Consider the following 14180-nt stretch of genomic DNA (forward strand, 5'->3'; position numbering starts at 1 on the left):
CTCTACTGTTCCCGACACGGAACGACTCGGGACTGTAGGCGGAACCGACCAGCCGAATACTATCATTTGATCCAACTACGGGCGAGCGGGGCAGCGATGTTCAGCCCGCATGTGCCGGCACGTTACGCTGGCGCGGCGCGGGCTCCTGGCGTGCCGCGGAAAACCGTTGCCGATACTGTCCCGGTGACAGCCCGGCGATCTTGGCGAACACCTTGCGAAACGATTTCGGATCCTTGTAGCCGCATTGCCAGGCGATCTGGTCGATCGGCAGCGTCGTGCTTTCCAGCATCACGCGGGCGCGGCCGATCCGCAGGTTCTGGCAGTAGGCCAGCGGCGCAAACCCGGTGGCGCGCTGAAACCGCCGCTGAAAGGTGCGGGGTTCGAGTCGCGCCTGCTGGGCCATCGCGGCGACCGTCACGTCCGGAAGATCGATCCGCTGCAGCCAGTGCTGCACTTTCAGGATCGCGGCGTCGCCGTGCCTGAGCCGCGGCGAGAACACGCTGTAGGCGCGCTGGTCGCGGCCGGGCGGGTCGATAATGAAGCTACGCGCCGTCTCGATCATCGTCGCCGGACCGAGCAGCCGCTCGATCAAAGTGAGGCCCATATCGGTCCACGCCATCATGCCGCCGGCGGTGATGATGTCGCCGTCGTCGATGATCAGCTTGTCGGTGTCGACGCGAATGTCCGCGAACCGCTCGGCGAGTGCTTCGGCATAGGACCAGTGGGTGGTGGCGACGCGGCCTGCCAGTACGCCGGTCGCGGCGAGCAGGAACGTGCCGGCGCACACCGAGGCGAGCACAGTGCCGTCCTGATGGCGGGATTTCAGATAGTCAACCAGGCCGCCGGCCTGAGGCGTTTCTGCCGGCTTCTCCAGGCTCGGCAACAGCACCAGGATCGTCGGATCACCGTCCTCAGCCGGCAGACTGTCGAACACGCGGACGATGCGATCCTGCGCGTTGTCATAGGCGAGGTGGCTGATGCGGAGGAGCGGCGTCGTCTGGCCAAGACGCTGCCGTGCATTGCGATCGGCGATGGTGAGCAGATCGGTCAGTCCGTCGACGCTGGCGCGCTGCACCCCGGGGTACAGCACCAGGCCGATTTCCGGCGGCGACGATGCGCGGGCCATTGTCGGATTCGCCCCTCGATTTGTCGGGTCCGCCCATCCTGAGCGGCGTGTCTTTCACCTAGCGTGCAGCCATCGGCGCCGCAACGGCGCTCAAGGGAGGTTCTCATGACCAAGCGCGCACTGGTGATCGTCGATCTGCAGAACGACTACTTTCCGAACGGCAAGTTCGAGCTGACCAATATCGTCCCAGCGGCCGAGAATGCGGCCCGGCTGCTGCGGACCGCACGGGCCAAAGAAGAGTTCGTCGTCCACGTCCAGCACGTGTTCGCCTCGGCCGAGGCGCCGTTCTTCGTCAAAGGCACCCCAGGGGTCGAGATCAATCCCGCAGTCCAGAACCTCGAGGGCGAACCCGTGGTGGTGAAGCATCGGCCGAACTCGTTTCTGGAGACCGATCTCAATGCGCAGCTGATCGCCAAAGGCATCACCGACGTGGTGATCTGTGGCGCAATGAGCCACATGTGCATCGACGCCACGGCGCGCGCCGCGGCAGATCTCGGTTACACGGTGACGGTGGTGCATGATGCGATCGCGACCCGCGATCTGGAGTTCGGGGGCGTTCATGTGCCCGCCGCGCAGGTGCAGGCGGCCTTTCTCGCCGCGCTCGATTCCAGCTACGCGGCAATCGTTGCCACCGATGAGCAATTGCAGCTCTGATGCGGATGTGGTCGGCTTGACGGAATGACGACCGAATAAACGCCGTGCTTACGCCGAGGGTGCTTTAGCGTCCCCGGCAGCATCGCGTGATGAGACGACTCGCCGTCCGTCGATGGGCTGTCCGTGTACTGATACCAATTAGTTCGCGACCGAGAATGAAACCGTTGTCTGCTGCACGGTCAGCAGCAACGGACGTTCCCGCTGTCATTTATCTTTGGAATGGGCGGGCGAGGGAGATCGACTAATCTCACAATCAATCGTTGGCGGCGTCATGGGGCATTCATGTGAGCCGCCAGCGGATGATTGGGGGCATCATGTCGAACGTCGAATTGATTTTCAAACCTGTTCGTTTTCTCGCGCGATTGGCGGCCGTCGCGGTGGCAGCAGCGGTCGCACTTCCCGGTGGCGCGTCGGCCGATCCGGTGAGCCCGGCGGGGTGGACCGCCGGTATCGCGCTCGGCGCGCCGCTGCCGGAGGGCGTGTACTTCATCAATACCGCGACTTATTTCGAACGTTCGTCGCGGTTTGCTGCGCCGACGATCGATGCCGGCGTCAACATTCCGGTGGTGGCGTGGTCGACGCCGGTGACGATCCTCGGCGGGCGGCTCGAAATCCTCGGAATCTTTCCGGAGCTGACGGTCAGCGTCAATCCGAACAGCCCGACGAGTGCCGCTTGGCGGGACTTCTATAATCCGGCGGGTCTGGTTGGTCTGGCGTGGGATCTCGGCGGCGGCTGGGGCTTTGCCAACTATGTCGGCGCATTCGCACCGGTCAACACCACCCTCGGCAACACGCTCAATCTCGGCGGCAACTACTGGACCTTCCTGGAGTTGGCGACTGTCGCCTACAACCGCGACACCTGGAGCGCGACCGCCAACTTCACCTATTCGAGCAGCGGCAGCGATCGCGCCACCGGCGTGAGCATCCAGCCGGATACGGCGCAGATTGATTTCTCGGTCTCCAAGCACTTCAACAAGTGGGAGGTCGGCCTGGTCGGCTACGGCTCGACCGATCTCGGTTCGCCGTCGCCGTTCCGCACCGCAGGCGGGCTGTACGGTAACAAGCAGAGCCAGTTCGCGCTGGGCGGCCTGGTGGGCTACAATTTCGGCCCCGTGATCACTCAGTTCTATCTGACCCGCGATGTCGCCGAGCACAACTACTCCGGATACGACACGCGGTTCTGGACGCGCCTGATCATCCCGGTGTGGAGCCCGGAGGCACCGGCGCCACGTCGGCCGCTGATCACCAAGTGATCCGTATTTTGCAAGGTCGATGAACACAACGCCTTGGCTGCCGGGCGGTCTTGATCAACGGATGGCGTAGGCCCTGGCCACGGGGGACTAGGCCGAGGAGCGAGAGCAGGGTGATCCTGGCTCGCTCCTCACGCGTTCAGGGGGACGACTGACTGTGGCGGGCCGAGCGGAAGCCAACCCGCGGGTCGTCTTACAACTCCTGCATCCGCTTCTTGTCGAGCATCCGGCTGGTGTAGGTCTTCACGGTGTGGAACGCCGCAACGGGATTGTGGCTCAGGACCCGATCCTTCACCACCAGCGTCGTCACCGGCGCCTCGGCGTGGCGGATGAACAGCGAGTCGTGGCCGACGCACAGGCCCATGATGACGTTGAGGTGGGTCTCTTCACGGTTGAGTAGCCGCGCCTGCAGCACCGGGTTGCAGCATGCTTCGTGGCCGCATTTGATCTTCATCTCTTCCGGCACGCCGATCTCGGTCTTGTCGATCGAGCCGACTTTGCACAGGGCGGTGCGGGTCTCGAAGCCGGCGAGCCGCAGGATGTCGACCAGCACCTTGGTCTCTTCGATCAGGCCGATGCAGGTGGCGATACCGATCCGCTTGGCGCCGATCCGGCGCGCGAACGCCACCGTCTCTTCAACGCGGTTGAGCTTGCAGTAATACAGACCCTCGACCTCGGCCGCCGCTCGCGCCAGCGTCGCGTCGATCGCATCGCCGGAATACAGCTCGACCAGTTCCTGCCGCTCCTCGGGCGCCAGATCCGTCGTCGCGCAAATGCCGGGGTAGCGCTTGTCGTGACGATAGCAGTTGAATTGCCCGCATTCGGAGCAGGTGACGACGTCGGGCTTCGGTTTGGCCATGAGGGTATTTCCAGGTGTGATGGTTCAGAGGTCCGCGTAGCCGGCCGGCGCCGGCCACGCAATCGCGCTCGGCGTCGGTCGGCCTGCGTATTTGGTTATTTGCGCTTGTTGAGCGCGAATGCGAGGCGGTCGCCGCCAAACTGGATGGTGGTCACCAGGATCACCAGCAGAACGATCACGGTGACCATCACCTGGGTGTCGAAGCGCTGATAGCCGTAGCGATAGGCGAGGTCGCCGAGACCGCCGGCGCCGATCGCGCCGGCCACCGCCGAGGCGTTGATCATGCTGACCAGGGTGATGGTGAAGCCCGCGACGATGCCGGGCCGCGCTTCCGGCAGCAGCACGTGCCAGACGATGTGCCAACGGCCACAGCCCATCGACTCCGCCGCTTCGATCAGGCCGCGGTCGACTTCGCGCAAGCTGACTTCGGCGATGCGGGCGAAGAATGGCACGCTGGCGACGGTCAGCGGCACCACGGCGCCGAGCACGCCGTAGCTGGTGCCGACGATCAGGCGCGTGAACGGGATCAGCGCCACCATCAAGATTAGAAACGGCACCGAGCGCACGACATTGACGACGCTGCCGACGCTCGAATTGACCCAAGACTGCTCGAGGATGCCGCCCTTGCTGGTGGCGACCAGCAGCAGCGCCAAGGGTAGGCCGATGCCGAGCGTGATCAGCGATGACGCCCCGATCATCAGCAGCGTATCGATGATGCCTTCGATCAGGCGATCAATGACCAGCGGAGACAAAACCCAGATCCTTCACTCTGTCCGCCAAGAGGTGCGCGCGCTGCAGAACGGCGTCGCGGTCGTCAGCGGCATCCACCGAGACGATCAAATGGCCCTGGGCGCGGCCCTGAATGCGATCGACGCCGCCATAGACCAATCGTGTCCGTGCGCCGAGCGCTTGCGCGATCGCGCCGATATCGGGATCACGGTCGCCGGTGCCGGTGAAATGCAGATCGAGCAGCAGCGCATCGGAGGGCTCACGCGGCACTGGCACCAGCTGCGCCAGAATTTCCGGCGGAAGCGACCTGTGCACTGTGCCCAGTAAGGTCTGCGTGACGTCGTGCTTGGGATCGCCAAACACCTTCCATACTTCCCCCTGTTCGACGACCCTGCCGCGTTCGAGAACCACCACGCGGTCGCAGATCTCGCGGATCACCGCCATCTCGTGGGTGATCAGCACGATCGTCAGTTCGAAACGGCGATTGATGTCCTGCAGCAGTGCCAGGATCGCCTGGGTGCTCTCGGTATCGAGCGCGGAGGTCGCCTCGTCGCACAGCAGCACCTCGGGCCGGTGCACCAGAGCACGTGCAATGCCGACGCGCTGCTTCTGTCCGCCCGACAGCCGCGCCGGATAGACATCGCGCTTCTCGGACAACCCCACCATGTCGAGCAGCTCGTCGACGCGGCGCTCGATCTCGCGTTTGCCGACCCCTGCGACCTTCAGAGGCAGCGCAACGTTCTGCCAAACCGTCTTCGCCGACAGCAGGTTGAAGTGCTGGAAGATCATGCCGACCCGGCGGCGCAGCCCGATCAACGTCGCGTGGTCGAAGGTGGCGATGTCTTCGTCGTCGACCAGGACGCGGCCGGCGGTCGGACGTTCGAGCCGGTTGAGCGTGCGGATCAACGTCGACTTGCCGGCGCCGCTGCGGCCGATGATGCCGAAGACTTCGCCGCGCTTGACGGCGAGGTCGACCTCGATCAACGCCGGTGTCGTCGAGCCTGGATATTGCTTCGACAGACGCTCGACGATGATGTGCGGGCTATCCGCGCCAGTCTGGACACGGCTCCGAGGGGCGATGCCGACGCCGGGGCCGGCGCCAGCGTCGGTGAGGGCGTCCATCACTCACGTTCCCAAAGCCGGACGTAGAGGTCGCCATACTGCTTGTCGAGCACTGCGCGCACTTCGGGAGCGGTCTGGTAGATTTTGATGAACTGCGCGATCCGCGGATCGTCCTTGTTCTTCGGCTGCGCCACGAAGACGATGCCGTACCGCGGATTGATCGGCTCCCAAAACAGCGCGGCGTGCGGATCGATCACGCCGGACGCCTTCAGGAAGTGGGTATAGCCGTGCGCCAAGTCGACCTCGTTGAGCGACTGCGGCAGCTGGTGGAAGTCGATCTCCAGGAATTTCAGCTTCTTCGGATTGTCGATCACCGCGTCGACATTGACCTGAGGGCCATGGTCCGGCTTCAGCTTGATCAGCCCGGCCGCCTCCAGCAATTCGAGGCCGCGGCCGAAATTGAACGGATCGCCGGCGAGCGCGACACGGGCGCGGACCGGCAGCTCGTCCAGACTCTTGTACTTCTTGGAGAACAGCCCGGTCTTATTGGCGATGCCGATGCCGACCGGCTCGAGGTCGAAGCCGCGTGCGGCCTTGACGACATCCAAGAACGGCTTGTGCTGGAAATAGTTGAGGTCGATTTCGCCGTTCGCCAGAGAGGTGTTCGGCGTCACCGGATCGGTGAACTCGATCAGCTTGACGTCCAGACCTTGCGCCTTGGCGACCGCCACGGCGGCTTCGATCGGTGGGGCGAAGCCGGCATTGGTGCCGACCCGCAGCGGGCCCTTGGCTGCATCGGCGATGGCGATGGAGGTCAGCGCGCCCAACGCCGCGATCAGGCCGAGCGTGCGCGCGGCGGTCTTCAGAACAGTCATGATGTGGTCCCAGGAGAGAGGTGAAGGCAGCGCGTGGCGAGATGTCTCGCGCCCGCAGCATTGCCGCTGACGATCAGCCTAGCGTGGTGGGGTGCGATGCAACAAGGCGAAGCAAGTTCTTATTTATCGGCGCAGCAGAGAACAGCGAGGCTGCGTTGTGCCGCGGATGTGAAACAGGACCATTACGTCGCGTGACGTTGCTTGGACTGAATCACATGGCTGAGGGTGACCTATTACCTCGGTGTTCGCAGAGCCCACGTGCGCGGCCGATGCGAGAGTCGATCGTGACGAGAACGGCAGGCGAGCGGAGGCGGAGTTATCATCTTCATTCGATCGCGATCGCAGTTCAAAGTTGCCGCGATCGTCGCGGCTCGAAAGATGATTTTCTAAAGATCGCCGCGCGTATTGACCCTCGTTGATGGGCGGCGCCAGTGTGGGGCCTGACGCGCTGTTTGCATGACTGTGAGCGGCGCACGCGTATTGAGAGCCTCACCTGTGTCCCATTCTCTTTCTTCACCGCGACCGAACCTCGTTCGTGCCGCGGCCGTCTCGCTGTTGCTCGGTTCGCGCCAATGAGCAACGAGTTCGACTACGTCATCGTCGGCGGCGGCAGCGCGGGCTGCGTGCTCGCCAACCGGCTGAGTGCCGATGGCCGCAATCGCGTCGTGCTTTTGGAAGCCGGCGGGCAGGGACGGCACCCGTCATTTCATCTGCCGGTCGGGTATGTTTGGAATCGCGCGCATCCACGCGGCAACTGGCTGTACCGGATCGAGCCGGAGGCTTCGAGCGGCAACCGGCCGATGCTATGGCCGCGCGGCAAGGTGCTGGGCGGCAGTTCGGCGATCAACGGGCTGCTCTACATCCGCGGGCAGGCGCGCGACTATGACGAGTGGCGCGACCTCGGCAATCCCGGCTGGGGCTGGGATGATGTGTTGCCTTGCTTCCGCAAGGCCGAGGATCAGGTACGCGGCGCCGATGAGTTTCACGGCGTCGGCGGGCCGCTCGGCGTATCCGATCCGACCATTCGGCATCCGCTGTCGGATGCTTATGTCACCGCAGCCGAGCAGGCGGGCCTCGCCGCGCGGGACGATTTCAATCGCGACGTTCAGGCGGGCGCAGGTTATTTCCAGCTCACGGTGCGCAACGGGCTGCGCGCCAGCACCGCCAATGCTTATCTGAAGCCGGCGCGTTCGCGTGGCAATCTTGAGGTCGTCACTGGAGCGCATGCCACCAGCCTAATCTTCAAGGGGCGCCGCGCGACCGGCGTTGCCGTGGTGCGCGGCGGCCGGGTCGAGACCTATACGGCGCGCCGCGAGGTGATCGTCGCGGCCGGTGCTGTCGCCAGCCCGGCGTTGCTGCAGCATTCGGGACTCGGCGATGCCGATCATCTGCGCGGGCTGGGGATCGAGGTCGTCGGCCATCTGCCGGGGGTCGGGCGCAATCTGCAGGACCATTATATGGTCAGCCTGATCTACGACGTCAGGCGGCTCGGCAGTTTCAATGAGACGGCGCGCGGCTGGCGGCTGGTGCGCGAAGTGTTGCGCTACGCGGCTTCGCGTCAGGGACTGCTGACGCTGAGCGCGTCGCAGATCAACGTGTTCCTGCCGACCACAACTGATCCGGACCATCCCGACATCCAATTCCACGTGATGCCGGCAACCTTCAATTTCGAAACCGGAGAGGTGGAGCGAGAGCCGGGCCTGACCTGCGGCGTGTGCCAGCTTCGCCCGCACAGCCGCGGCACCATTCAAATCAGCCAGCGCGATCCGCTGGCGGCGCCGGCCATTCGGCCGCGCTATCTGACCGACGACCACGACAAGCGGGTCCTGCTCGAAGGGCTGCGGTTCGCCCGCAAGATCGCGGCGCAGCCAGCGCTCGCCGATGTCGTCCGCGAGCGTCTGCCAGGCGTCAGTGGCGGTAGCGATGCAGAGCTGCTGGAGTTCGCGCGGCAGACCGGCAAGACGCTGTATCACCCGGTCGGCACCTGCAAGATGGGCACGGACGCTTCAGCCGTGGTGGACAGCGAGCTGCGGGTGCGCGGCGTGTCATGCCTGCGCGTGGTCGATGCCTCGGTGATGCCGACGCTGGTATCCGGCAACACCAATGCGCCGACGATCATGATCGCCGAACGCGCCTCCGATCTCATCCTCGCCGACGCTCGTACTCCGGAACTGCAAGCATGACCGATCCCAACAATCCGCTCGCCATCGACAGCCGCGATCCGGCCGAATACCAGGCCGCGCTTGGCCGTCACCGCTTTGAAAAACTGAAGCAGCAGATCCGGCACGTCTGGAGCAATGTCGATTATTTCCGGCCGAAGCTGATCGCGGCGGGCGTGTCGTCGCCGGATGACATCCGCTCGCTCGACGATTTCCGCCGCCTGCCGGCGATGCTGGACAAGGTCAGCCACCGCCAGTCGCAGGAGGAGTCGCTGGCGCGCTACGGCCATCCGTTCGGCCTGCATCTGACCGTGCCGCTCGACCAGGCGGTGCATCTGGCCGCAACTTCGGGCACGACCGGCCAGCCGACGTTCTATGTGTTCAGCCCGCGCGATCTCGAAATCTCGCATCGCGTGCTCGGCCGGCTGTTCGCGCAAGCCGGCATCCGCCCGGGCGACACCACATTCCACGCATTCGGCTTGTCGCTGTGGCTCGCCGGGGTGACCTATGTGCAGGCGCTGGAGGCCTACGGTGCGCGTCCGGTCGCGCTCGGCGCCGAGGCCGGTGTGCCGAAGATTCTGCGCTACATCGAGTTCACCCGGCCGACCGCGCTGTTTGCAACGCCGTCGATGGTCAATCAGCTGATCGAGCGCGCGCCGAAGGAAATCGGCAAGCCGGTCGCGGCGCTTGGGATCAAGCGGGTGCTGTGCGCCGGCGAGCCAGGGGCGGGGCTTCCGGCGTTCCGCCAGCGGGTGCGCGAGGAGTTCGGTGCCGAGGTGTTCGATTTCATGGGCGGCGCCTGGCACAACGCCGCCCTGTCCTGTGCAAGCCCTGACTATCACGGCATGCACTATCTCAGCGACGACACCTGCTTCCGCTACGATCTGATCGATCCGGCCACCAAGCAGCCGATCCCGCTGACAGATGGCGCGGTCGGCGAGGCGATCCATACCGGGCTCGACTATCAGGCCGCGCCGGCGTTTCGCTACGCCACCGGTGACATCCTCAAGATCCATGTCGGCACCTGCCCCGGTTGCGGGGCGTTCGGCACGCGGATGGAGGTGGTCGGTCGTGTCGACGACATGCTGGCGATCAAGGGCGTCAAAGTGTACCCGGCGGCGATCCAGAACGTCGTGCTGCAGTTCCAGCCGCGGGTCTCGGGTGAGCTGCGCATCAGGCTCGACCGGCCGCCGCCGAAGGTCGAGCCGCCGCTTCGGCTCGCGATCGAAGCCGCGCCCGATCTGCCGGAGGCGGCGTGGGCGGATCTCGCCGGCGACATCGAGCACCGCGTTCGCGAACTGCTGACGTTCCGTCCCGTGGTCGACATCCTGCCGCACGGCAGTCTGCCGCGCTCGGGCCAGAAGACCAAGCTGATCGAGATCGCCAGCCAGGCGGCGAACTGAGCAAGACAAGAGGAAACGCCGATGTCGAGCGTACTGTACGAGTCCCGCAATGGGATCGCCGAGATCACCATCAACCGGGCGGACAAACACAACGTCATCGACCATTCGGTGGTGGAGGGCCTGAATGCCGCGTGGAAGCGGTTCAATGCTGGCAGCGACCACGTCGCGATCCTGACGGCGAGCGGCGACCGAGCCTTCAGCGCCGGAGCCAATCTGAAAGACATCCCGCATGATTTCTGGCGGGCGGTGCCGGGCGTCGGCGTTCCAGTCGACAAGCCGATCGTCGCGGCGATCGGCGGCCTTGTGGTCGGCGGCGGTCTCGTGCTGGTGCAGTTTGCCGATCTGGCGATCGCCGCCGACAACACCGTGCTGTCCTATCCGGAAGCCAAGGTCGGCTATAGCGGCGGCCTGATCAGTTCGCTGGCGGCGCGCATCCCGCACAAGATCGCGATGGAGCTGCTGCTGGTCGGCGGTTCGATCGACGCGCATCGGGCCTACGAGATCGGGCTGGTCAATCGCGTGGTGCCGAATGGCGACCAGCTCACAGTCGCGCGTCAGTTCGCGGCCGAGATTGCCGCCAATGCGCCGTTGGTGGTGAAGCTGCTCAAAGGGTTCGTCGGCGCGACCCTGCCGAAGGGGCCGTCCGAGGCTGCCGCAATCACCCGCGCCACCGTCGAGGCGGTCAACACCGCGGACGACTACCGCGAAGGCATCGCCGCGTTCTTCGAAAAGCGGGCGCCGGCGTTCAAGGGCGTGTAGTTCGCGTCCACTTGATCCGGCATACCGTGACAACACTCCGTGCGACTCTGTTCATCAAAGCGGGTGTTCGGCCAGAGATGATCCTGCTGTGCAGGCGGCGTCATTGAGAACATCATTCTCCGTGAGGGTCGCTTCGCTGTCCCTGCCTGCACGACGCCCGTGATGTTCTCTGTTAGGCGGGTCATTTGAAATCGTGTTTCATTGACCGGATACCGGCGCACCTCGATCATGTGAGCTCTGAATCTCATCAGCGAGAGTGGCCGAAATTGGCCGAACCAGCTTGCTGATAGTTGCCGCAACGGATGCGGCCCGAGCCCTGAAAGCGAAGAGGACATTCATGAGCAACCAAGAAAAAGGCCGGTGGATCAGCCGGCGTTCCGTGCTGCTGGGCGCGGCGTCGGGCGTTATTGCGGCGCCGGCGGGCGCCTTCGGCCTTCAGGCATTTCCCGCCCGTCCGATCGGCTACGATCTGTCGGATACGCCGATCTGCCGGACCTCCGGTGAAGCAACGCCGCTGACCGGCGCGCCGCGCAAGGTGAAGCTGTCGTGGAACGCCACTTCGGTGTGCTCGGTGCAGGTGCCGGTCGCGGTCGACTACGACTTCTTCAAGAAGCAGAATCTCGACGTCGAACTGGTGAACTTCTCTGGTTCAACCGATCAGTTGCTCGAAGCGATCGCCACCGGCAAGAGCGACGCCGGCGTCGGCATGGCGCTGCGCTGGCTGAAGCCGCTGGAGCAGGGGTTCGACGTCAAGATCGTCGCTGGCACCCATGGCGGCTGCCTGCGTGCGATCGCGCCGACCAAATCGGAGATCAGCAAGGTCACCGATCTCAAGGGCAAGGTCGTGGCGATCGACGATCAGGCCGGCCCGGGCAAGAACTTCTTCTCGATCCAGCTCGCCAAGGCCGGCATCGATCCGACCAAGGATCTCGAGTGGAAGCAGTATCCGGCCAACCTGGTTCGGCTCGCAGTGGAGAAGGGCGAGGCACAGGCGGCCCTGGCATCCGACCCGCTGGCGCACGCGTTCCTCAAGGACGGCGAGTTCAAGGAGATCGGCTCCAATCTCGACGGCATCTATCGCAATGTGAGCTGCTGCATCGTCGGCGTTCGCGGCAGCTTGATCCGCGAAGAGCCGCAGGTGGCGCGCGCGCTGACGCAGGCGCTGCTCGACGCGGCCGAGTTCTCGTCGAAGAATCCGGAGAAGGCGGCGAAGTCGTTCCTGCCTTACGCGCCGAAGATCGTCACCGAAGAGGATATCCAGGCGCTGATCAAGTATCACACTCATGATCACCACCCGATCGGCGCTCAGCTCAAGAACGAGCTGAAGCTCTACGCCGACGACCTCAAGGCCGTCTCGGTGATCAAGCCCTCGACCGATACCAGCAAATTTGCGGAAAAGATCTATGCCGACGTATTCCGCGTCTGAGACGCTCGATATCGACGTCGGGACGCGACTTGCGTCCCGCACGCCGTCGCTGCTTCGCGCGTTGCGCGGGCATTTCGTCGGCTTCGCCGCCAGCCTCGGCTGGATCGCGTTCGGTCTGTCCTGCCTGTGGCGGGAAGATATCGGCGATTGGACGCGCACCAAGGAGGTGGCGATCGCCGCCTTCGTGTTCGGCGGCGTGATCGCGATCGCGGCAGTGGCCGGGTTTTGGTCGCAGCGGGTCGGCGAGTCCTTGCAGCGGCGGTCGCCGTGGCTGCTGCTGCTCGGCGTGGTGCTCGCGCTGTGGGAGGTTCTGACCGCCAAGCTCGGCGTGCTGCCGCTGCCGTTCTTCCCGCCGCCGCAGGCGATCGTCGAGGTCTATACCGACGACTTCGTCAAGCTGTTCGACAGCGTGTTCGCATCGATCAAGCTGCAGCTCGGCGGCTATCTGATCGGCGCCGCGGTCGGCTTCGTCACCGGCGTGTCGATCGGTTGGTCGCGTGCGGTCGGCTATTGGGTGCATCCGGTGCTGCGGTTCATCGGCCCGCTGCCGGCGACCGCCTGGCTGCCGATCGCGTTCTTCGCCTTCCCGTCGAGCTGGAGTGCTTCGACCTTCCTGATCGCGCTCGCCACCGGTTTCCCGGTGACGGTGCTGACTTGGTCGGGCGTTGCCAGCGTGTCGAACGCCTACTACGACGTCGCACGCACGCTCGGCGCTAAGCCGGCATTCCTGGTGTTCAAGGTCGCGATCCCGGCTGCGCTGCCGCACGTCTTCGTCGGCCTGTTCATGGGCCTCGGCGCCTCGTTCGCGGTGCTGGTGGTGGCGGAGATGATGGGCGTGAAGTCCGGCCTCGGCTGGTACCTGCAATGGGCGCAGGGCTGGGCGGCGTACGCCAACATGTATGCGGCGCTGCTGGTGATGTCGCTGCTGTGCTCGGGCGCCATCACGGCGTTGTTCAAGGTCCGTGACCGCTTGCTGGTCTGGCAGAAGGGTGTGGTGAAATGGTGAGCGCCGTCGCATTGAAGCAGCCGCCTCAGGCCGCCGGCGCCGCGCTCGACGTCGTCGACGTCAGCCACCACTTCGACATCGACGGCAACGAACTGCCGGTGCTCGATCACGTCACGCTGAGCGCCAAGCCCGGCGAGTTCGTCGCGCTGCTCGGGCCGTCGGGCTGCGGCAAGTCCACGCTGCTGCGGCTGGTGGCGGGGCTCGAGCCGCCGCGCGCCGGAAGGCTGCTCGAAGATGGCCGGGTCATCACTGGGCCGCATCCGTCGCGGGTAGTGGTGTTCCAGGATCCGACGCTATTTCCGTGGCGGACGGTGTGGAAGAACGTGGCGCTCGGGCTGGAGGCGCAGGGCATCCTCAAGAGCGAGCGTCACCGCGTCGATGCGGCGCTGGCGCTGGTCGGGCTCAGCGGCTTTGCCAACGCCTATCCGCACCAGCTTTCCGGCGGCATGGCGCAGCGTGTGTCGCTGGCCCGAGCGCTGGTCAACGATCCGGACATCCTGGTGCTCGACGAGCCGCTCGGCAAACTCGACTCGCTGACCCGGCTCAGCATGCAGACCGAAATCGTGTCGCTGTGGCAGCGGCAGGGCTTCACGACGCTGCTGGTGACCCACGACGTTGAAGAGGCGCTGTTCCTGGCGCAGCGGGTGGTGGTGTTCAGCGAGCGTCCCGCCAAGCTGAAGGCCGACATCGCCGTCGAGGCACCGTATCCGCGCCACCGCGGCGATCCATATCTGGCCGACCTGCGCCGCCAGATCCTCGGTCTGCTCGGCCTCGACGCCACCTGGTGATCAGCGCCGCGCCACAATAGCCAACGGCGCGCCGTAACCAGCGCGCCGCGATCTCTCTCCCTCCTGACGCCGTTCCGGCTCTGC

At 65.0% G+C, this 14180-nt stretch carries 13 protein-coding genes; 8 read left to right on the forward strand and 5 right to left on the reverse strand.

Annotation, left to right across the window (positions count from 1 at the left end; genetic code table 11):
- Positions 1-100: 100 nt before the first annotated feature.
- Entirely contained in the window at positions 101-1126 is a 1026-nt protein-coding gene (locus VRZ08_RS07360; RefSeq protein ID WP_414532135.1) for a GlxA family transcriptional regulator, read from the reverse strand.
- 105 nt (positions 1127-1231) lie between these two features.
- On the opposite strand from VRZ08_RS07360, the gene VRZ08_RS07365 reads away from it, so the two are divergent.
- Positions 1232-1780 (forward strand): cysteine hydrolase family protein, encoded by a 549-nt coding sequence (locus tag VRZ08_RS07365; protein WP_164571487.1) that lies wholly within the window; start codon positions 1232-1234, stop codon positions 1778-1780.
- A 314-nt stretch (positions 1781-2094) separates the two neighbouring features.
- Positions 2095-3033, forward strand: a complete 939-nt coding sequence (locus tag VRZ08_RS07370; protein ID WP_414532136.1) for a transporter — start codon at positions 2095-2097, stop codon at positions 3031-3033.
- Between the two features lie 190 nt (positions 3034-3223).
- On the opposite strand, the gene VRZ08_RS07375 is transcribed toward VRZ08_RS07370, so the two are convergent.
- The 4 genes from VRZ08_RS07375 to VRZ08_RS07390 all read right to left on the reverse strand — a co-directional run bounded on the left by VRZ08_RS07375 (position 3224) and on the right by VRZ08_RS07390 (position 6555).
- Entirely contained in the window at positions 3224-3889 is a 666-nt protein-coding gene (locus tag VRZ08_RS07375; RefSeq protein ID WP_414532137.1) for a DUF1847 domain-containing protein, read from the reverse strand.
- Between the two features lie 95 nt (positions 3890-3984).
- Positions 3985-4641 (reverse strand): methionine ABC transporter permease, encoded by a 657-nt coding sequence (locus VRZ08_RS07380; protein ID WP_199851812.1) that lies wholly within the window; start codon positions 4639-4641, stop codon positions 3985-3987.
- Positions 4622-5740: a methionine ABC transporter ATP-binding protein gene (locus VRZ08_RS07385; protein WP_414532138.1), complete on the reverse strand. Its 1119-nt coding sequence runs from the start codon at positions 5738-5740 to the stop codon at positions 4622-4624. Before VRZ08_RS07385 ends, VRZ08_RS07380 begins: the two co-directional genes overlap by 20 nt.
- Complete coding sequence (locus VRZ08_RS07390) at positions 5740-6555, reverse strand: MetQ/NlpA family ABC transporter substrate-binding protein (RefSeq protein WP_414532139.1); 816 nt, start codon at positions 6553-6555, stop codon at positions 5740-5742. Before VRZ08_RS07390 ends, VRZ08_RS07385 begins: the two co-directional genes overlap by 1 nt.
- A gap of 572 nt (positions 6556-7127) precedes the next feature.
- Here VRZ08_RS07390 and VRZ08_RS07395 point away from each other — a divergent pair.
- From VRZ08_RS07395 to VRZ08_RS07420, 6 genes are all read left to right on the forward strand, one after another.
- Positions 7128-8738, forward strand: a complete 1611-nt coding sequence (locus tag VRZ08_RS07395) for a GMC family oxidoreductase (protein WP_414532140.1) — start codon at positions 7128-7130, stop codon at positions 8736-8738.
- Positions 8735-10117, forward strand: a complete 1383-nt coding sequence (locus VRZ08_RS07400; RefSeq protein WP_164639672.1) for a phenylacetate--CoA ligase family protein — start codon at positions 8735-8737, stop codon at positions 10115-10117. The genes VRZ08_RS07395 and VRZ08_RS07400 overlap by 4 nt, the downstream gene beginning before the upstream one ends.
- Before the next feature lie 21 nt (positions 10118-10138).
- Entirely contained in the window at positions 10139-10876 is a 738-nt protein-coding gene (locus tag VRZ08_RS07405; protein ID WP_414532141.1) for an enoyl-CoA hydratase/isomerase family protein, read from the forward strand.
- 337 nt (positions 10877-11213) lie between these two features.
- Positions 11214-12302, forward strand: a complete 1089-nt coding sequence (locus VRZ08_RS07410) for an ABC transporter substrate-binding protein (RefSeq protein WP_263988321.1) — start codon at positions 11214-11216, stop codon at positions 12300-12302.
- A complete protein-coding gene (locus VRZ08_RS07415; protein WP_414532142.1) occupies positions 12280-13308 on the forward strand; it encodes an ABC transporter permease in 1029 nt (342 codons plus the stop codon). The genes VRZ08_RS07410 and VRZ08_RS07415 overlap by 23 nt, the downstream gene beginning before the upstream one ends.
- Positions 13302-14096 (forward strand): ABC transporter ATP-binding protein, encoded by a 795-nt coding sequence (locus tag VRZ08_RS07420; protein WP_107355531.1) that lies wholly within the window; start codon positions 13302-13304, stop codon positions 14094-14096. Before VRZ08_RS07415 ends, VRZ08_RS07420 begins: the two co-directional genes overlap by 7 nt.
- Positions 14097-14180 lie beyond the last annotated feature (84 nt).

The organism is Rhodopseudomonas sp. G2_2311 (genome assembly GCF_047501505.1).
Taxonomy (GTDB): Bacteria; Pseudomonadota; Alphaproteobacteria; order Rhizobiales; family Xanthobacteraceae; genus Rhodopseudomonas; species Rhodopseudomonas palustris_H.